Origin of the sequence: Marinobacter sp., from assembly GCF_048259445.1 — a bacterium.
Taxonomy (GTDB): Bacteria; Pseudomonadota; Gammaproteobacteria; order Pseudomonadales; family Oleiphilaceae; genus Marinobacter.
On the sequence record NZ_JBLXHQ010000002.1, the window covers coordinates 160,950 to 180,908 of the forward strand.

The following is a 19,959-nucleotide window of genomic DNA, read 5'->3' on the forward strand; positions in this document are numbered from 1 at the left end:
GAGTCCTCCAGGCCAAAGGTCAGGGCAAGACCAGAGCGCCAGTTTTAAGTTGATGACTGATCCATTCGATTTCGGCAGGAGCCAACAGGGGCTTCCACGGGGGCATCGCAGTACCCGGAATACCCTCACGGATAATGGCTGCTATGGCTTCTTCTGGCAGGTGGCCGAGATTTTCAGGCCTCAGTGCCGGGCCCAACCCTCCTTTGAGCGTCATCCCGTGGCAGGAGCCACAGTCCTGTACCACAAAATTCTCAAGATCAGCGAGGCTACGCGACTGTTCAGACTGCCCGCCGGCCAGCACTACCGAAGGCGCAAAAAACAGCATCAACAATACGCTTGTAGCGACCACTCGCCGCTTGATCTTACTCCTTACGGAACCGTTCACAGCTCGCTTACTCCCATGGATCTGTAGCGGATTTCCAACATGGTGACGCCGCCTTTCAACCACAACTTTGATATTGGTTAAAAACACCCCCCGCCACAACAACTCTTTGGGTATACCCATGGGTGGGTACTCACTGGACAAATAACATCTATATGATTTAAATCAATGTTCATAAGGGTAAAGAAGAGAAACCTTACGACACTCTTAACTCAAAGGAGAGAGCCTGATGAGAGCAACCCATTTATTTCTGAAACCACTGGCCGTTGCAGTGGCGTTCGCGTCGTTTGGCGCGATGAACGCAATTGCCGCACCAAAGAACATTGATCCCGCTGCAACCGCCTACGAAGGCACGCCCAGCACCATAGATGCAAGCACGGCAAAAATCGTCCGTTCCCCCGGAGCCCCTGACCTTACGGACGCGGAATTCGAGACTGCCAAGCAGACGTATTTCGAGCGCTGCGCCGGCTGTCACGGTGTACTGCGTAAAGGCGCCACCGGCAAGCCACTGACTCCGGATATCACCCAGGAGCGCGGCATCGACTACCTGAAAACGTTCATCAGCTACGGTTCCCCGGCCGGTATGCCGAACTGGCTGACCTCCGGTGACTTCGACGAAGAAACTGTGGAGCTGATGGCAAAATACATCATGCACGAGCCACCGCAACCTCCCGAGTTCGGTCTGGCTGACATGAAGAAAACCTGGGAAGTGATCGTGCCACCGGAAGATCGCCCCAAGAAGCAAATGAACGACCTGGACCTGGAAAACATTTTCAGTGTCACCCTGCGTGACGCCGGTGAGATTGCGTTGATCGACGGCGATTCCAAAGAAATCGTTAAAATAATCAAAACCGGCTATGCGGTACACATCTCCCGGATGTCGGCTTCTGGCCGCTACGTTATGGTTATCGGCCGTGACGCCCTGATCAATATGATCGACCTGTGGATGGAAGAGCCGGCAACCGTCGCCAAGATCAAAGTGGGCATGGAAGCACGCTCTGTTGAAACATCCAAGTTCAAAGGCTGGGAAGACAAGTACGCCATTGCCGGCACCTACTGGCCACCGCAGTTCGTGATCATGGACGGTGACACCCTGGAGCCAAAGAAGATCGTTGGCACACGTGGCATGACCGTGGGTGACCAGGAATACCATCCTGAGCCACGAGTCGCAGCCATTGTCGCCTCTCATGCGCACCCAGAGTTCATCATCAACGTCAAAGAAACCGGCAAGATTCTGCTGGCTAACTACGAAGACCTGGACAACATGAACGTCACCTCCATTGATGCAGCCAAATTCCTGCACGATGGCGGCTGGGACGCCAGCATGCGTTACTTCCTGACAGCAGCCAACAACTCCAACAAGATTGCAGTTGTTGATGCCAAGGATCGTAACCTTGAGGCTATTGTTGATGTTGGCCAAATCCCGCACCCGGGTCGTGGCGCCAACTTTGTCGACCCCGAGCATGGTCCTGTCTGGGCAACCTCTCACCTGGGCGACCCCACTATCCAGATGATCGGTACCGACCCCGAAGGTCACCCGGATAAGGCCTGGAAAGTGGTACGCACCGTTAATGGCCAGGGTGGTGGATCACTGTTCGTGAAGACCCATCCAAAGTCCACCAACCTGTGGGTAGACACCGCACTTAACCCGGCTGAATCCGTGAGTCAGAGCATCGCTGTATTTGACATCAATAACTTCGATGCGGGCTATGAAGCGCTTCCGATTGCCGAGTGGGCCGACCTTGGTGAAGGTCCCAAGCGTGTTGTGCAGCCGGAATACAACAGGGCGGGAGACGAAGTCTGGTTCTCTGTCTGGAACACCCAGGACAAGAAATCCGCCATTGTTGTGCTCGATGACAAGACTCGCAAGCTGAAGAAGGTGATCAAGGGCGACTACATGGTCACCCCGACTGGTAAGTTTAATACTTACAACACCCAGCACGACGTCTACTAAGCGCCACTGAAGGACGCCGACCCGGAGGAGGCAACGGATGAGACTGGATCAGACCGACCAACAACTGATCAATCACTTTCAACGGCATATGCCGGTGAGTGAGCGGCCTTACCTGGACATGGCCCGGCAACTGGGCATTTCCGAGCAGGAGGTCATTGATCGGTTGCAATCGCTGCAGTCTCGTGACGTTGTGGGCCGGGTCGGCCCGGTATTTGAACACAGCCAGGCCGGCGCAAGCCTGCTGGCTGCTGTGGCTGCGCCAGAACACCAGATGGATCTGGTCGCCGCCCGAATCAATCGTGCTCCGGGGGTAAATCATAATTACGCCCGGGAGCACACTTACAATCTCTGGTTTGTCATGACAGCGCCGGATAACGAACTTCTGGAAGAGCATCTCGACGAACTGGAAAAGGAATTGAAATTGCCTATGCTCCGCCTGCCCATGGTTGAGGGTTACCACATCGACCTGGGCTTCGACATCGACTGGGAGGCCTTGTCATGAGCCAACCGGTTTCGGCCGATTATATGGCCCCGGATGCGCTAACAGAAAATCCGGGCGCGGTGAGCGCATGGGGATTGCTGCGTCTCAGGCAGCAACTTGAGCAGGGTCTGCCACTTGTGCCCCAGCCCTACCTGGCACTCGCCGAGCGCACAGGGCTATCTGAACAGGAAGTGATTAACGCCGTCACCCAATGGCAGAGCGATGGTCTGATCAAACGCTTGGGGCTGGTGGTAAAACACCGTACCCTGGGGTACACCGCCAACGCCATGGTGGTTTGGGATGTTCCCGACGAGCAGGTACAACAGCTGGGCAAGGCCATGGCGGATGTGCCGTTTATTACCCTGTGTTACCAGCGACCAAGAAGGCTCCCTGACTGGCCTTACAATCTATTCTGCATGATTCACGGCACCAATCGCGAACGGGTGCTGACACAACTGGACAGTCTGATTGCTGATCACAACCTGCAGCACATTCCGTATTCGGTGTTGTTCAGTAATAAAGCCTACCGGCAGCGCGGGGGGCGTTATGTCAGCCACGACTGAATCCCGCCGCCAGGTTCCGGTTGCTGACCTGAACTCCGTAGAGAAGCTTCTGATTAACCGCCTGCAACATGGGATGCCGCTTGTGCGACGCCCTTTTGCGGCCGTTGCAGAAGAGCTCGGCCTTGATGAACAGCAAGTACTCGACACCGTTAAAAAATTGCTCGATGAAGGCGTATTGACCCGCTTTGGCCCCATGTTTCACGCCGGCGAAATGGGCGGCGCGCTTACGTTAGCAGCCATGCGCATTCCCGAGGCAGACTTTGAGCGAGTTACCGAACAAGTGAACAGCTTCGACGAAGTCGCCCACAACTACCGCCGCGAGCACGATTTGAACATGTGGTTTGTTCTGGCAACCGAAACCCGGGACGCCATCGAAAACACCATCAGCGCCATTGAAGGCACCACGGGCTACCCGGTTTACAACATGCCAAAGGAGCAGGAGTTCCATGTCCACCTCCACTTTACCGTTTGATGCCACAGCACAAAACGGTTTCCAGATGACTGAGCGCGACCGCGAACTGATTCTGGCAACCCAGGCTGGCCTGCCCCTGGTATCCGACCCCTGGGCTGAACTGGGCAAGCAACTCGACATGGAAGCCGATGAGGTACTCGCGCGCTTCCAGGCCATGCAGCAAGCCGGCGTTGTGCGCCGGGTTGCCGCCGTACCCGACCATTACCGCCTGGGCTATCGCTACAACGGTATGACCGTATGGGACGTTGCTGACGACCGTATTGCCGAACTCGGCACTGCCATCGGTGAGCTGCCATTTGTGAGCCATTGCTACCGGCGCCCACGCCACCTGCCCTACTGGTCGTTTAATCTGTTTGCCATGGTTCACGGCACCACTCGGGAAGAGGTAGAAGACAAAGCCGCACAAATCCGTGCCCTGCTGGGCGATGCCTGCCAGCAGCACACCATTCTTTACAGCTCGGCCATTTTGAAGAAAACCGGCCTGCGGCTGCGCAAATAACGCAAGGGGAAGCACTATGTTCAGAATGACCCGCTACATAAAAAGCCTGATGAATCCGGCCCCGGTGAGAGCCATCCCCAAGCCCTCCGGCCCGGTGGTGATCTGGAACCTGATACGTCGCTGCAACCTCACCTGCAAGCATTGCTATTCGATTTCTGCGGATATCGATTTCAAAGGTGAGCTGAGTACCGATGAAGTCTACACCGTGATGGACGACCTCAAAGCCTACGGCGTTCCGGTACTCATCCTTTCCGGCGGCGAACCACTGATGCGCCCGGATATTTTCGATATCTCACGCCGCGCTAAAGACATGGGTTTTTACGTTGGCCTGTCCAGCAACGGCACCCTGATTACCGAGGACAACATCCAGCAGATTGCCGACGCCGGCTACGATTATGTTGGCATCAGCATTGACGGCCTTGAGGAAACCCACGACGAGTTCCGCCAGAAAAAAGGCGCCTTTGCCGCCTCCATGAAAGCCGTCAAGCTGTGCAAGGATGTTGGCATCAAAGTGGGCCTGCGCTTCACCCTCACCCAGGACAACGCAGCGCAACTGCCAGACATGCTCAAAATGCTGGATGAGCACGATATCGACAAGTTCTACCTCTCGCACCTGAACTACTCCGGCCGTGGCGGCCGTAACCGCAAGCGCGACGCCTGGTATGACATGACCCGGGACGCCATGAACCTGCTGTTCAACCACTGCCATGACGAGCTCAAACGCGGCATAGAGCGGGAATACGTCACCGGCAACAACGACGCCGATGGCCCCTTCCTGCTGCAGTGGGCCGCCGAGCATTATCCCGACCAGGTACCGGCTTTGGAACAACGGCTGCTAAACTGGGGTGGTAATTCCTCGGGCCAGAACGTCTCCAACATCGACAACCTCGGCGTTGTGCACCCGGATACCTTCTGGTGGGATTACAACCTGGGCAACGTGCGTGAAAAGCCCTTCTCACAGATCTGGTCACAGGCCGACGATGAGCTAATGAGAGGCTTCCGACAAAAACCACGGCCAGTGAAAGGCCGCTGCGCTCAATGCCAGTATCTTGCCATCTGTAACGGCAACACCCGGGTAAGGGCCTACAACGTTTCTGGCGATTTCTGGGAAGAAGACCCCGGCTGTTACCTCACCAACGAAGAAATTGGTGTTATCGACATGCCCAGGCGAGTCGCCGCCCCGGTCATCGAAATTCCGGTCAACAATCTCTAAGGAAAGCACCATGACAACCAGCCAGAGAAAGAAGTGCCTGGTGGAATTTCAGTTGGCCGAACAACCCCTGCGCGCTGGCGAAGTCGCCATTGTGGGTGCCGGCCCCGGCGACCCCGGATTGTTGACACTCAGAGCCCTGATGCTGATCCAGCAGGCAGACGCCATCGTTTATGATCGGTTAGTGTCGCCACAAATCATGGAACTGGTGAACCCGGGCGCCGAGCGAATCCACGTAGGCAAAGCCAGCGGATGCCATTACGTGGCTCAGGAGGACACCAACGAGCTTCTGGTGCAGTTGGCGGTAAAACAGCGCCGCGTTGTGCGACTGAAAGGCGGCGACCCTTACATTTTTGGCCGGGGAGGTGAAGAAGCCGAATTTCTGGTGGATAACGACATCGATTTCCTGGTGGTGCCCGGCATTACCTCTGCAGCCGGCTGTTCCTCTTACTGCGGCATTCCCCTTACGCACCGGGATTACGCCCAGAGCGTGACCTTCGTAACCGGACACCGGAAAGCCGATCACGCTCTGGACCTTAACTGGAAAGTACTGTCAGCCCCGAATCAGACCTGCGTGTTTTATATGGGCCTGCATAACGCACCCACTATCGTACGGGAGCTGATTGCCAACGGCCGATCGGGCGATTGCCCGGTGGCACTGATAGAGCGCGGCACGACCCCGCAACAGCACATGGCCGTGACAAACCTGAAAAATCTCGAAGAAACCATCCGTATGGAAGGTTTCCAGCCGCCTACCCTGATCATTGTGGGCGAAGTGGTTCAGTTGGCAGACAAACTGGCACAGCCGGCAAAGGCAGGCTGGAACAGTGCATTAATAGGTCCGGCTGCTGCCACGGCGACGCGGCGGCCCGCATGAATGAAACAGGCTTGAACACATTACCAATGCTCCAGACTGGACACCCGATGCAACAGACTCTGAAAACCCTGATGCTGACCGCAAGCCTGCTTGCCTCACCAATTCTCGCTGCCAGCACCGATGCACAAACCGAATCCCTGTATCAGCAGCACTGCGCTAGCTGTCACGGTAGCGACAGATTGGGCGGCATGGGCCCGGCATTGCTTCCCGATAACCTCTCTCGCCTGAAAAAAGACCAGGCTGAAGACGCCATTCGTAACGGCCGGCCAGCAACCCAGATGCTCGGTTTTGCAGACGTACTGAACGCCGAATCCATAACCGCATTGGCTGAATACATTTACCAGCCACCGGAGCAAGAGCCCGTATGGGGCAAAAAAGAAATTGCCGCCAGCCATCTTTTGCCGCATCCGGCCGGTTCGCTCCCCGACAAACCCGCTTACGAAGCCGATATGATGAACCTGTTCCTGGTGGTGGAAATCGGCGACCACCACGTTACCCTGCTTGACGGCGACAGCATGGAACCCATCCACCGCTTCGCCAGCCGCTATGCCCTGCATGGCGGCCCCAAATACAGCCCTGACGGACGCTTCGTCTATTTCGGCTCACGGGATGGCTGGATTACCAAATACGATCTCTACAATCTGAAAGTCGTTGCAGAAATCCGCGCCGGCATCAACATGCGCAACATCGCCGTCTCCGCTGATGGCGAACACATAATGGCAGCCAACTACCTGCCACACACGCTGGTGCTTTTCGACGCGAAAGATCTGAACCTGCTGGAAATCATCCCCGTTGAAAACGATGCCGAGGAAAGCTCACGGGTAAGCGCCGTTTACACCGCCCCGCCCCGGAACAGCTTCATCGCCGCGTTGAAAGACATTCCCGAGGCCTGGGAAATCACCGTGGAAAACGATAAAGCCAACGTACGCAGAATGCAGACCGACACCTGGCTTGACGACTTCTTCTTCGACCCCGGCTACCAACACCTTATCGGTGCAGCCCGCGATGGCAAACACGGCCTGGTAATCAACATGGATACCGGAAAAACCACCGCCGACCTGCCCCTGCCTGGCATGCCCCACCTGGGTTCAGGTATCACCTGGGATTACCAGGGTACGCGGGTAATGGCTACTCCACATTTCCGTACCGGTGCCGTTTCCATCATCGACATGGACACCTGGAAAGTCATCAAAACCCTCGAAACCGCTGGCCCGGGCTTTTTCATGCGCAGCCACGAAAACTCCCGCTACGCCTGGGTAGACGTCTTTTTTGGCCCCAACAAAGACAAAGTCCACGTGATCGACAAACAGACGCTGGAAATCGTAAAAACTCTCCAGCCGGCTCCGGGAAAAGTAGCCGCCCATGTCGAGTTCGACCGCTACGGCAAAAAACTGCTGCTGAGCATCTGGGATGAGGAGGGTGCCGTAATCGTCTACGACGCTGAAACCCTGGAAGAAGAAAAACGAATCCCGATGAACAAACCGTCGGGCAAGTACAACGTGTGGAACAAGATCAACTACGAAGAAGGAACCAGTCACTGAGGCTATATCGAGCGAGTGAAAATGCCTTAATGATTTAAGTCATTTCCGCAAACAACTTTCTGTTAGGATAATTATTAAATATTTTAACGGCATCACTGCAATGACTCGCACTCTCAAACCCGACGTGTCTTCCTCCCCCTGCATGCTGGGGGAGGACAACGCGGAGATAATCCAGCAAGATCCTGCCCCGCAATCCGTAGCCTTGCTCAACGGTCTGAGCCGCGTATTCGGAATAAGGCTGAACGAAAAACAGGACACCCCGGACACAAGATTTCTGGGCGACCTCACCCGGCTCTTTCATCAGCGCAGAGTCGACGCTGAAGCGCAAATGGAGAAACATGACACCCCCTGGGCCAACGTCTACCTGATCCAGTACGGAATCATGCGTCTGTTCCGGGAGGCGCCCAGCGGTAAAGTGGCAGTACATCACTTTTTTACCGAAGGCGACATGGTCTGGCCGGTATTCGGCCGCAGCCGCACTGTGCGGAACACGCTTTGCCTCACCACCGTTACATCCGCCACCGTTTGGGTTGCTGATTTTGCCGCATTCCGGGCTGCGATTCAGTCCCATGGCGAAGGCCTCTGGCCCCGGTTTGCAATGGCTCTGACTGAAGAGCTGGCGGAGCTGACCAGCATGCGGGAATTTCGTAAGCTCACCATGCCGGCAAAAGAGCGTTATCAGCTGCTACTTGAAGAATATCCGGAGCTGGTAAAGCGTGTGCCCGACAATCAGCTTGCCTCCTGGCTGGGCGTTGTGCCGGCAACCTTCTCCCGCCTTAAAACCGGTGCCATAAAGTACTGACGAGCAGTTTTCACTTCCAGGAAGGATGCCGCGTGAAAAATCCTGCCGTTCGCACTGAAGAACAAAGTCATATTTGCACCATCATCCTGGATCACCCTGACAAAAAGAATGCGGTGGACCGCCCCACCGCAGAAGCACTCCATGCGGCTTTCGAACAATTTGAGGCAAACGCCAACCTGCGTGTTGCCGTGCTTTGGGGAGCCAACGGCACTCTCTGCTCGGGTGCCGAGCGATTCGCCAAAGGCGCAGTCCGTCACGGGCAATTCGACATTTAAATAAAAAGAGGCGTGCGTGAAATTCAAAAAACTACTGATCGCCAACCGCGGCGAGATCGCCATCCGGATCGCCAGCGCAGCCGGAGACATGGGCCTGGAATGCGTTGCGGTCTACTCCGAAGACGATAGCGAGTCCCTGCATGTCCGCCATGCGGATCAGGCCGTCAAGCTTCCCGGCAAAGGCGCCCGGGCCTATCTCGATATTGATGCCATTATTGCTGCCGCCCTTGAGGCAGGCGCGAACGCCCTGCACCCGGGTTATGGTTTTCTGAGCGAGAACCCGGAACTGGTCCGACGTTGCAAACAGCAAGGCATCACGTTCATTGGCCCGGACGCCGAAGTTCTCGCAATGCTCGGAGACAAAGTCGCGGCGCGACAGCTGGCAGAAGAATGTGACGTGCCCATTGTGCCAGGCACCAGAGAGCGCACCTCCCTCGAAGAAGCCCTGCGTTTCATTGCCAGCCAGAACGACGGCGTATCGGTAGTGATCAAGGCAATATCCGGTGGCGGCGGCCGAGGCATGAGAATTGTCCGGCCAGGCGACGATGCAGAAACCAATTACCACGCCTGTGCCCGCGAAGCGAAAGCCGCCTTTGGCAACGACGGTCTGTACGTTGAACGGCTGGTTGAACAGGCACGCCATATCGAGATTCAGGTTCTGGGTGACGGCCATGGCAACGTCGTACATTTTTGGGAGCGCGAATGCAGCCTTCAGCGACGCAATCAAAAACTGATTGAAATTGCTCCCAGCCCCACTCTTTCCGAAGCCACCCGGGAACGCCTGCTGGACGCAGCATTACGAATGGCCCGCGAGGTGAACTACGCAGGTCTTGGGACCTTTGAATTCCTGGTAGACGCCAACGGCTCCGACTTTTTCTTCATGGAAGCCAACCCGCGGCTGCAAGTGGAGCATACGATTTCAGAAGAGATCACTGGCATTGATCTGGTGCAGGCGCAGATAGCTGTTCTTGGCGGCGCCAGCCTTCAGAGCTTGAATCTAGAGCAGGCCGACATCCCCGCCCCGAACGGCTTTGCTATTCAGTGCCGCATCAACATGGAAACACTGGACGCAACCGGGGCCACTCGCCCAAGCGGCGGCACTCTGAGCGTGTTTGAGCCGCCCGGTGGCCCGGGCGTGCGTGTCGACACCTACGGGTACAGCGGATACACCACCAACCCGAACTTCGACTCCTTGTTGGCCAAAGTCATCGTTCACAGTCGCTCTCCGGATTACGCCCGGTCGGTCAGAAAGGCCTACCGGGCACTGTGCCAGTTTCGGTTTGAAGGGGTCAGAACAAACATCCGTTTCCTGCAGGCATTGTTGTCGCGCACGGACGTAGTGGGCAATCAGGTTTATACCCGTTATGTAGATGATCAGGTGGCAGCACTGGTTGCAGAAAGCGAACAGGATTATCCCCGGCTATTCAGCTCCGCCCAGCCCGAAAAGCCTGCCAGTGAGCCTGGTTTGCGGACAGCTGCGCCGGAAGGAGCAAAAGCCGCTACAGCACCCATGCAGGGGCAACTGGTTTCAACACTGGTCGCTGAAGGTGACCCTGTGCGCAAAGGCCAGACTCTGGCCATTATTGAAGCCATGAAAATGGAGCATGAGATACAAGCGTCTGTTTCAGGCTCGATCCATAGCCTTCCACTTGAACCTGGCGACTACGTGAGCGAAGGGCAGGCGATTGCCTATATCGAACCTGGCGAGGAGACCCGGAACATTGAGGCTTCCGAGCAGGTAGTTGATCTGGGGCACATTCGCCCAGACCTTGCAGAGTCCTTCGAACGCCACCGGTTAACGCAGGATGAAGCCCGCCCAGAAGTAATAGCCAAACGCCACAACCGGGGCATGCTGTCGGCACGGGAAAACGTGGCTAATATCTGCGATCCTGGCAGCTTCATGGAATACGGCGCCCTCACCTTCGCCGCCCAGCGCAAGCGCCGGTCTGCAGAAGAACTGATGCAATCCACCCCCGCCGATGGTTTGGTAACCGGCGTGGGCGCTGTGAACGGTGACAGTTTTGGCGAAGAGCAGGCACGCTGCGCGGTGCTGGCTTACGATTACACCGTGCTTGCCGGCACTCAAGGCACCATGAACCACAGGAAAACCGACCGGATTTTGCATATCGCGGAAGAGCAACAGCTGCCGGTCATTTTCTTTACCGAAGGCGGCGGTGGTCGGCCCGGTGATACCGACGACGCCACCCTGATTGCTGGCCTGCACACACCCAGCTTTCTGCAATACGCCAGGCTAAGCGCTCTGGCCCCACGCATTGCCATAGTGTCTGGCCGCTGCTTTGCTGGCAACGCGGTGTTCGCCGGCTCCAGTGACCTGCTCATCGCCACCCGCAACGCGAGCCTGGGCATGGCAGGCCCTGCAATGATTGAAGGTGGTGGCCTGGGCGTATTTGCGCCAGAAGATGTTGGCCCAATGTCGGTGCAGGTAGCCAACGGAGTTGTGGACTGCCTGGTAGAGAACGAGCAAGAGGCCGCTCAATTAGCCCGCAAGCTCATGTCCTATTTCCAGGGAGCCACCCCTGATTGGCAATGCGACGACCAACGCCTGTTACGCTCAAGCATTCCGGAAAACCGTCTACGCTCCTACGACATTCGGGCATTGATTCGCACCCTGGCCGACAGCGACAGCTACCTTGAGCTAAGGCCAGATTTCGCCTCAGGCATGGTCACCGCCTTTGCCCGCATTGAAGGCCGGCCCGTAGGAATCATTGCCAACGATCCAAGACACCTTGGCGGCGCCATTGATGCCAATGGTTCTGACAAGGCCGCACGGTTCATGCAGTTATGCGATGCCTTTGATGTCCCACTGGTAAGCTTGTGCGACACACCCGGATTCATGGTGGGGCCAGACGCTGAAAAATCCGGGCTGGTTCGCCACACCAGCCGCCTGTTCGTAACAGCCGCCAGCCTCCAAATTCCGGTCTTCACCATTGTACTGCGCAAAGGCTACGGCCTTGGCGCTATGGGTATGGCTGCCGGCTCCTTCCATAATCCCTTCTTCACAGTGGCCTGGCCCACCGGTGAGTTCGGTGGCATGGGACTGGAGGGGGCTGTTCGGCTCGGGTATCGGAATGAGCTGGCAAACGCTGGCGACAAAGCCGCACAAAAAGCACTGTTCGAGAAACTGTTGGCCAAGCACTATGAGCAGGGCAAGGCCCTGAACATGGCGGTATCTCTGGAAATTGATGCGGTGATAGACCCACTCGAAACCCGAAGCTGGATTGTGCGGGGTCTCAAGTCTGTGAAAAAACCAGGGTTAAGGCACGGCCGACGCCGCCCAATGATCGACACCTGGTAAGCGCATTCATCTGAAGGACAAGGAAAGCAGCGATGACACAAGCACAGGAAACGCCTGAACAAGAGGCCACTGCAAAAAAACCGTTCAGGTATTTTATGCAGGTTCGATACAGCGAGTGTGATGCCCAGCAAGTGGTTTTTAACGCCCGTTATGGAGATTACATAGAACTGGCTGCCACCGAGTTTCTGTACCTTGTCGGTACCGAGGAGCCGTCACTCGAGAGTATCTTTGACTATCAGGTAGTCAAACTGACCATCGAGTGGAAAGCGCCTGCGCGGTACCGCGACAAACTGGAAATAGCCGTCAGCACAACCCATCTGGGCAACACGTCTTTTGAACTGACTACAATCATCCGCGACGCGGAAACCGGACAGTTCCTGGCCAGGGGCGAACTGATTGGCGTGGCAGTTCATCCGCAAACCTTTGAAAAAATTTCCATTCCCGAAACCATGAAGAACGCCATGAACAATCGGGGGCAAGGCCAGTTCATTGATCATGCGGGGCTTTTCACAGCCCCGCAGGTCAACTGACCGCATGCTGCACAATCAATACGCCCAGACCATAGCCAACAAAAGAACCCAGGCAAGCAAGGAAGCCGCCATAACGGTGTAGGTCGCTGACATTGTGAGAACATCATCCGGAGTGCGACCGCACACGGACCGCAGACCCTGATAAACCAGCGTGCAGGACAACGCCATCGCTGCCAGAACAACGATCACGCTGAATGCCACGGAAGGCACAAGTAACGCCAGCGACGAGAGCCACAGTGGCAATGGTGCAATTGCGGCGAGCAGATAGGCGTTATTGTAGCTGACGTCCAGCTTGTGGCTTTCCGCCACGGCATGAATCAGCCATCCCATCACAAAAAACGTCAGCAACTCTGCAAGGAAAAGAATGGTGGTGATGAAGCGCCATTCCTTACCTGCGAACCCGGCAATGAATTCATCGCCATAATGGGTTCCTGCGTAATAAAGCATTACGGGTGGCAAAAGCGACATGGGCACCACAATGAACCATGCTAGCATCGGGATGGAAAGCTGTCTGCTTTGAAGTTCGGCCCAACCTCCATTGCTGGAAAACGGCAGTTTAAACAAGCTTGAAACGTTCATGATGGACCCCCTTGCTCTCAGGCGGATGCATTTGTCTCGCGTGACAGCGTTTGCAATATTATGATGGCTTTTACATATTCGTTTTAGGCGCCTTCGACCAAACCGTCAATGAACCGGGATGATCTTGAACAAGTCACGCAACGAGCGCACACGAAAACCCCAGGCATTCTGGCTGTTTTTCCCGGCGGCCAGCCTGCTGGCAGCTATTACCGTTCCGTTGTCGGTGTGGGCAGTCTGGTCCGGTACGGGATTCCCTGCAGGGCTGTTGGGCGCCGGGCATGGCCATGAACTGATTTTCGGTTTTGCACTTGCTTTGATTGCCGGCTATACCCTCGGGCCTCAACCTGCAACCGTGCTTTATCAACTTGTTGGCCTGTGGCTGGCTGCGCGAGTGAGCTGGATATTCATTCCCGATACTCTTCTCGGCCAGCTTCTGGGCCCTGCATTTGCACTTCTGCTCGCCTGGCATGTCGTGCCGCGCTTTAACGCAGCCAAGAAATGGCGAAACCGTATGGTCGGCCCGCTGATCCTGCTCATCTGCTTGCTCGCGGTCGTGTTCTGGCTCTCTGCTGCGCCCGGTATCCCGAAATCCTCATGGATACCTGATCCATTCAAACTTATGCATTCAGCCATCACAGGGCTGCTGCTTTTAATGACGTTCATGGGCGGACGGATTATTGCACCGGCGGTCGCCGGCACCCTGGAAAAGAAAGGCATTGCTCTGGAAGCCCGCGTTCAGCCGCGCATCGAAGGTATATTGATCGTTGTGCTTGGTTGCGCGGTTTTCCTGATGGCGCTTCCAATAGCGAACGCGGTTACCGGCAGCCTGCTGGTGATCGGATCAGGGCTGATAACTCTGCGCACTTTGCGCTGGAAACTTTGGCTCTGCCCGGAACGGCCGGACTTGCTGGTTCTGGGCGTGGGCTACCTCTGGCTTGCTGTTGGCGCGGCTGCGATTGGTCTGGCGTTATTGCGTGATACTGCACTGGCCCCGGCTCTGCATCTGATCACCATCGGCGCGCTGGGGGTTCTGTCCACCAGCGTGATGCTTCGGCTCGCCTGGCAAAGAAGCTATCGAAAGCCACCCGCTGCAAGTGAAGTCTTCCCCATCGCGGCGATTCTTTCGAGCTCTGCCGTCAGTCGTTTTTATGCAGGCGAGTCACCTTTTGCTGAGCCTTCACTTTTATGGCTCTCCACCAGCCTCTGGGCACTGGCTTATCTATGGGTAACCGCAAGGCTCTGCATTCTCGGGCGACACGTACGAAACCGCGGGAAATGAGTGGCTACCTCTCCTGCGCCATCCATGAAAATGATTACCTATTTGGTAATACACCTACCGTAAGTCGTTGAAAGTAATAACTTAAAATGAAAGCAGGTCTTACCCGACAAGTAGCCATCAACACACTCCTATTCGCAAAACCTTTGCCTTGATAAATATCATGATTGAACCCGGGCTACACTTTGCACAATGGTGTCGAGAAGCCCGGAAACCGCGCCCAATGCGGAATAGGGCAGGCTAACCGAGGGAGCAACGTTATGGCTAAAACCAACGCCGACATCGAACATTGGGATGTCGAAAGTGAAGAATTCTGGGAACGGGAAGGCAAGCGCATCGCCTCTCGCAACCTGTGGATATCCATTCCCAGCCTGCTGATGGGCTTTGCGGTATGGCTGATGTGGGGAATGATCACGACCCAGATGAAGAACCTGGGGTTTGATTTCAGCATCGAACAGCTTTTCACTCTTTCGGCCATTGCCGGTTTATCTGGCGCCACTCTGCGGATTCCGGCGTCGTTCATGATCAAGATCGCCGGTGGGCGCAACACCATCTTCCTGACCACCGCTTTGCTGATGATACCTGCAGCCGGCACGGGCATTGCCCTGATGAATCCGGACACGCCGTTCATTATATTCCAGGCGCTTGCTCTGCTTTCCGGTATCGGTGGCGGCAACTTCGCCTGTTCCATGAGCAACATCAGCTCTTTCTATCCGAAAAGTAAACAGGGTTACGGCCTTGGTATGAACGCGGGCCTGGGCAATTTCGGTGTAACCACCATGCAGGTCCTGATACCACTGGTAATGACTGTCGGCGTTTTCGGCGCTCTGGCCGGTGGCCCCCTGGAACTGCAGGCTCCCAGCGGCACCCTGATTGGCCGCATCGAGGCCGGCACCGACACCTGGATTCAGAATGCGGGTTTCATCTGGCTGGTTTTCTTGATTCCGCTAGCATTTGCTGGCTGGTTCGGCATGAACAACCTTAAAGTGGTCACGCCGAACCCGGGTAACCCGGCTTCAGCCTTCGGCAAGATTCTCGGCCTGTATGGCGTTGGCATACTGACATCCATTGCAGGTGTCTGGGCGCTGAGCATCATGAGCATGTGGCTGGCTCTGCCACTAACCATCGTTCTGACTGTGATTCTGCTGCGTCTCATTCCCGGCGACATCAAACCCAACATCAAAAATCAGTTTGCGATATTCAGCAACAAACACACCTGGTCCATGACCGTGCTGTACATTCTCACCTTCGGCACGTTCATTGGCTTCTCTGCGGCTCTGCCCTTATCCATCAGCGTTATCTTCGGCAACATGATGGACGTAGCCGCTGACGGTACCGTTACCCGTGTAGTGAATCCGGATGCACCAAGCGCTCTGACATGGTCGTGGATTGGGCCTCTGGTTGGCGCGCTCATTCGCCCCGTGGGCGGCTGGATTTCCGATAAAGTCGGTGGATCCATTGTCACCCAGATCATCTCCGCCATCATGGTCGTAGCTTCCGTGGCGACTGGTTACGTGATGATGCTGGCCTACAACTCCAGCGATCCCAACAGCCTGTTTGCCATCTTCATGATTCTGTTCGTGGTGATCTTCGCCGCCAGCGGCATCGGCAATGGCTCTACCTTCCGCAGCATTGGTTTTATTTTTAACCAGCAGCAAAAGGGACCAGTTCTTGGCTGGACCAGCGCCATCGCCGCCTACGGTGCCTTCATCGCACCCAAGCTGCTTGGCCAACAGATCCAGGCAGGCACTCCGGAAGTGGCCATGTACGGTTTCGCGGTATTCTACACTCTGTGTCTGGTGGTGAACTGGTGGTTCTACCTGCGTAAAGGCGCGTACATCAAAAACCCCTAAACGCTCCACAAAGATACGCAAGCAAATAAAGAAGCCCGCCGGGGAATAACTCCGGCGGGCTTCTTGCTTTTAACCCGCAAAACCTCCCGTAAACACTGACCCAGGTCAACTATTCCAAAGAGGGCCCATCGGAGGCCAACAGATGACTTACACTGACAGAGACGAATGAACCTCAAACCTGGTCGAAGAGAGGACACAGCCATGTTGAAACACGTCTCTGCTCCGGATCACGTGATTGCACTGTCCCTTGAAGGGAAGCTGACCAGCGAAGACATTCAGCAGTACCGGATTACTTTTGAACGGAAACTGAAAGAGCATGTCAACGTTGGTGTTTATGTTGACCTTACAAGACTGTCTGACATGAGCAGAAACGCACTTATTGAGGGCGCCAAGGCAGATATGGAGCTATTCAGCCACGCGCACCAGCTTGGCCGATGTGCTCTTGTGTCAGACAAGGAATGGCCACAAACAATGGCATCGGTTGCCCAGCAACTTTTCCCGGCGCTGGACATGAAAGTATTCTCACCCGACCAGACCAAAGAAGCCCTGAGCTGGGCAGCGGATACCACCGGGGCAAGTGCAGGCAAGGACGCCTCAATCCGCTTCATCCACACCAGCAAAGACAACGTGCTGGCCTTTGAAATAGACGGCGTTATGTCGTCAGAGGAAATGCCTGGCGTGATCAAGAAGCTGGAGGATTTCTTTGCGGGACAGCACAAGGTACGGCTGCTCAACCGGATGAAGCATTTCGGTGGCTTCGACCCGTCCATTCTCATGCAGAGCGGTCTCTTCTCGATGAAGCTCTCCGCCATGGAGAAAGTAGAGCGCTACGCTGTTGTGGGCGCACCCGGGTGGATGCGCAAGATCATTGACACCATGAACCCGTTTTTCCCGGATATCGACATGCAAACTTTCCCGGCTGACCGGGAACACGAAGCCTGGGCATGGCTTGAGGCGGAACCGGTAAAGTAACACACCTGACTCAACCAGAAAGCCCCGCCGGGATCACTCCCGGCGGGGCTTTGTTTCGAAGGGTATTATTTCAGCATCACACCTTGCCGAGAGCTTCCCGGCGCTGACGCTCTTCGTCTTCGATCTGAAGATCTACAGAGGACACGTTGTACTCCTCGGCAAAACCTGATTCGGGCTCTTTCAGCCACATCAGGCACAGAACCCAGCTTACAAAGGCGCCGCCAGCGATGATGAAGAAGAACTGGTTCGGTGTAACGAAGGTAAAGATAGTCAGATAAACCACCGCACCCACGTTACCGTAGGCACCTGCCATACCCGAAATCTGCCCAGTCAACCGACGCTTGATCGACGGGATAATACCGAAGGTTGCACCCTCTGCGCCTTGCACAAAGAAGGACGTAAACACAGTGATAGCCACAGCAATAATCAGCGGCCAGCTGGAGTTGAGCAGGCCCATCAGCGCGAAGCCAACGGAAATACCGAACATATAGCTGAGCATCACGAAGCGGCGGTTACCCATACGGTCGGAAACCATGCCACCCATGGGGCGGGCCACAAGATTCACGAAAGCGAAGGACGCAGCAACCATGCCTGCAGCAGCAGCACTCAGGCTCCACGTTTGCTCAAAAAACATCGGCAGCATGGAGACAACCGCCAGTTCCGCACCAAAGTTGGCAAAGTAGGTACTGTTCAGCGCTGCAACACTGTTGAACGGGTACTTGTCGTCTTCCGGCACACCTTTTTTCAGGATAGGCACGTTCACCCGCAGAATCTGAACAATCTGGTAGCACACGATCGCAATGATAACGGCGTAGGCAATTACTGCGCCGGTCACACTCAGGTAGCCCATGTTCTCGATGCGCCAAACCAGGATACCCAGAACGCCAATCAAGGGAATGGTCCACAAAATCAGTTTTACCATGTCGCCCCAGGTGCTTACTTCAAGGGCGCTCGCTTTGCGCGGCTTACGGTGAACGGTTCCAACAGGGCCGTCGGTAACAGCGAACCAGTAGTACACGCCGTATAACGCCATCACGATAGCGCTCTGGGCAATAGCCCAGCGCCAGCCGTCTTCGCCGCCGTACATCTGCAAAGCAATCGTAGGCAGTGTCAACGCTGCAGCTGCGGAACCGAAGTTACCCCAGCCTGCATAGAAACCCTCGGCAAAACCGATGTCCCGAGGCTTGAACCACATGGCTGTCATGTGGATACCCACTACAAAGCTGGCACCGATAGAGCTGAGTACCAGACGGCTTACCAGCAGTTGGGTCATGGTGTCGCCGAATGCGAAGGTGAGTGCCGGAATGGACATCAGTACCATGAGAATCGAGAACACCCGGCGCGGGCCGAAGCGATCAAGCGCCATACCCACGAGAATCCGCGCGGGAATTGTCAGCGCCACGTTACAGATGGCGAACAGGCGCAAGTCGTCCGGGGTCAACCAGTCGACGCTCTTGAGCATGCTGGACGCCAGCGGCGCCATGTTGAACCACACATAGAATGTGATAAAAAACGCAATCCAGGTCAGGTGCAGGGCCTTGATCTCTGGATTCTTGAAACCGAATACGTCTGCGACTTTCATTTAAGCCTCCGTGGGCTCTCGGTAACTTTACAATGCCAGCAGCTGTCAGCAGCTGGGCAGGATAAGTAACGGGCACTGGACGCGGCGTGCAAGGAACGAGCTGACCTTGCCGAACGTCATGTAATCGAGTTCGTCCACGAAGTAATTCAGCGAACGGGCAATCAGGCCTCCATCCACTTCGTCACTGTGACGAGCGATGACAAGCATCCCGGGTTTGATCTTCTTCTCCGCGGCATAAAGCAGCATCTTGCGGGCATCACCCTCCAGAAGCAGAGTTTCTGACGCAATGTTCTCCCTCTCGCAAACCACCTGTGCATCGAGAAGGTGCTGCTTAAGCTCGGCCAGCTCCTCCTGAAACATGTCTTCGTTTCCGGCTGTGATATCTCTCGGGTTTTCTGCTACGGCCACCAAAGCAATCTGAGGTTTAAGTTCGCGAAACATGGTAATCGTCTGAACCAGAGCCAGCTTTGCGTTCCTGGAACCGTCGTAGGCAATCATAATTTTCATAGCAATCTCCGGTGGCGGTAATGCCACGCAAACGCAGCGCGCCAATTGATATTGATCAGCATTAGCCCACACTCGATACCCGCGCATAATTGATCAAAATCAAAATATGCAGCAGGTACCCCACCAGTGCAATCAGAGCCCTACCTCCTCCCGTAGAAACCCCGCCAGCGCCTACCACCAGGCCATCCCGCTAGAGGTACCTCCAATGCTTTCACCCCGAAAAACCGGGTTTTGATATTGTTACAAAGACCATGAAAACAGACCGGTAGATGCAGACAAGGAGCGCCG

19 protein-coding genes are annotated in these 19,959 nt (G+C 55.7%); 15 read left to right on the forward strand and 4 right to left on the reverse strand.

Translation table 11 applies throughout. The features are described 5' to 3' along the window. Window positions 1–19: 19 nt before the first annotated feature. On the reverse strand, window positions 20–385 hold the full coding sequence (locus ACN0RL_RS02155) for a c-type cytochrome (protein ID WP_417513224.1): 366 nt from the start codon (window positions 383–385) through the stop codon (window positions 20–22). A 226-nt stretch (window positions 386–611) separates the two neighbouring features. Here ACN0RL_RS02155 and ACN0RL_RS02160 point away from each other — a divergent pair, with 226 nt between their 5' ends. The 12 genes from ACN0RL_RS02160 (at window position 612) to ACN0RL_RS02215 (ending at window position 12,902) form a co-directional block, all read left to right on the forward strand. Then, on the forward strand, window positions 612–2,336 hold the full coding sequence (locus tag ACN0RL_RS02160) for a cytochrome D1 domain-containing protein (RefSeq protein ID WP_417513226.1): 1,725 nt from the start codon (window positions 612–614) through the stop codon (window positions 2,334–2,336). A gap of 37 nt (window positions 2,337–2,373) precedes the next feature. Beyond that, a complete protein-coding gene (locus tag ACN0RL_RS02165) occupies window positions 2,374–2,838 on the forward strand; it encodes an AsnC family transcriptional regulator (RefSeq protein WP_417513228.1) in 465 nt (154 codons plus the stop codon). Between the two features lie 23 nt (window positions 2,839–2,861). Then, on the forward strand, window positions 2,862–3,380 hold the full coding sequence (locus ACN0RL_RS02170) for an AsnC family protein (RefSeq protein ID WP_417513454.1): 519 nt from the start codon (window positions 2,862–2,864) through the stop codon (window positions 3,378–3,380). A gap of 28 nt (window positions 3,381–3,408) precedes the next feature. Then, window positions 3,409–3,852, forward strand: coding sequence for an Lrp/AsnC family transcriptional regulator (locus ACN0RL_RS02175; protein WP_417513456.1), 444 nt, complete (start codon window positions 3,409–3,411; stop codon window positions 3,850–3,852). A 25-nt stretch (window positions 3,853–3,877) separates the two neighbouring features. Beyond that, the gene (locus ACN0RL_RS02180; RefSeq protein WP_417513458.1) at window positions 3,878–4,351 is read left to right on the forward strand and encodes an Lrp/AsnC family transcriptional regulator; all 474 of its coding nucleotides are present in this window, start codon (window positions 3,878–3,880) and stop codon (window positions 4,349–4,351) included. Between the two features lie 16 nt (window positions 4,352–4,367). Continuing rightward, a complete protein-coding gene (gene nirJ, locus ACN0RL_RS02185; protein ID WP_417513230.1) occupies window positions 4,368–5,564 on the forward strand; it encodes a heme d1 biosynthesis radical SAM protein NirJ in 1,197 nt (398 codons plus the stop codon). A 10-nt stretch (window positions 5,565–5,574) separates the two neighbouring features. Then, window positions 5,575–6,438 carry a uroporphyrinogen-III C-methyltransferase gene (gene cobA / locus ACN0RL_RS02190; RefSeq protein WP_417513232.1) on the forward strand — a complete coding sequence of 288 codons (864 nt, stop codon included), beginning with the start codon at window positions 5,575–5,577 and terminating at the stop codon, window positions 6,436–6,438. Between the two features lie 47 nt (window positions 6,439–6,485). Further along, window positions 6,486–7,979: a cytochrome D1 domain-containing protein gene (locus ACN0RL_RS02195; protein WP_417513234.1), complete on the forward strand. Its 1,494-nt coding sequence runs from the start codon at window positions 6,486–6,488 to the stop codon at window positions 7,977–7,979. 100 nt (window positions 7,980–8,079) lie between these two features. After that, entirely contained in the window at window positions 8,080–8,781 is a 702-nt protein-coding gene (locus ACN0RL_RS02200) for a Crp/Fnr family transcriptional regulator (RefSeq protein ID WP_417513236.1), read from the forward strand. Between the two features lie 32 nt (window positions 8,782–8,813). Then, window positions 8,814–9,056 (forward strand): enoyl-CoA hydratase-related protein, encoded by a 243-nt coding sequence (locus ACN0RL_RS02205; protein ID WP_417513238.1) that lies wholly within the window; start codon window positions 8,814–8,816, stop codon window positions 9,054–9,056. Window positions 9,057–9,072: 16 nt separating this feature from the next. Then, complete coding sequence (locus tag ACN0RL_RS02210) at window positions 9,073–12,372, forward strand: carboxyl transferase domain-containing protein (protein WP_417513240.1); 3,300 nt, start codon at window positions 9,073–9,075, stop codon at window positions 12,370–12,372. A gap of 32 nt (window positions 12,373–12,404) precedes the next feature. Further along, entirely contained in the window at window positions 12,405–12,902 is a 498-nt protein-coding gene (locus ACN0RL_RS02215) for an acyl-CoA thioesterase (RefSeq protein ID WP_417513242.1), read from the forward strand. A gap of 15 nt (window positions 12,903–12,917) precedes the next feature. On the opposite strand, the gene ACN0RL_RS02220 is transcribed toward ACN0RL_RS02215, so the two are convergent. Next, complete coding sequence (locus ACN0RL_RS02220; protein WP_417513244.1) at window positions 12,918–13,481, reverse strand: Yip1 family protein; 564 nt, start codon at window positions 13,479–13,481, stop codon at window positions 12,918–12,920. Window positions 13,482–13,599: 118 nt separating this feature from the next. Here ACN0RL_RS02220 and ACN0RL_RS02225 point away from each other — a divergent pair, with 118 nt between their 5' ends. The 3 genes from ACN0RL_RS02225 to ACN0RL_RS02235 all read left to right on the forward strand — a co-directional run bounded on the left by ACN0RL_RS02225 (window position 13,600) and on the right by ACN0RL_RS02235 (window position 17,582). Further along, complete coding sequence (locus ACN0RL_RS02225; RefSeq protein WP_417513246.1) at window positions 13,600–14,760, forward strand: NnrS family protein; 1,161 nt, start codon at window positions 13,600–13,602, stop codon at window positions 14,758–14,760. Window positions 14,761–15,017: 257 nt separating this feature from the next. After that, window positions 15,018–16,610, forward strand: coding sequence for an antiporter (locus tag ACN0RL_RS02230; protein ID WP_417513248.1), 1,593 nt, complete (start codon window positions 15,018–15,020; stop codon window positions 16,608–16,610). 201 nt (window positions 16,611–16,811) lie between these two features. Then, the gene (locus tag ACN0RL_RS02235) at window positions 16,812–17,582 is read left to right on the forward strand and encodes an STAS/SEC14 domain-containing protein (protein WP_417513250.1); all 771 of its coding nucleotides are present in this window, start codon (window positions 16,812–16,814) and stop codon (window positions 17,580–17,582) included. Window positions 17,583–17,658: 76 nt separating this feature from the next. Here the strand turns inward: ACN0RL_RS02235 and ACN0RL_RS02240 are convergent, their stop codons facing one another. Both ACN0RL_RS02240 and ACN0RL_RS02245 read right to left on the reverse strand, forming a co-directional pair. Beyond that, on the reverse strand, window positions 17,659–19,164 hold the full coding sequence (locus ACN0RL_RS02240) for an MFS transporter (protein ID WP_417513252.1): 1,506 nt from the start codon (window positions 19,162–19,164) through the stop codon (window positions 17,659–17,661). A gap of 45 nt (window positions 19,165–19,209) precedes the next feature. After that, window positions 19,210–19,671 (reverse strand): universal stress protein, encoded by a 462-nt coding sequence (locus ACN0RL_RS02245; RefSeq protein ID WP_417513254.1) that lies wholly within the window; start codon window positions 19,669–19,671, stop codon window positions 19,210–19,212. Between the last annotated feature and the right edge of the window lie 288 nt (window positions 19,672–19,959).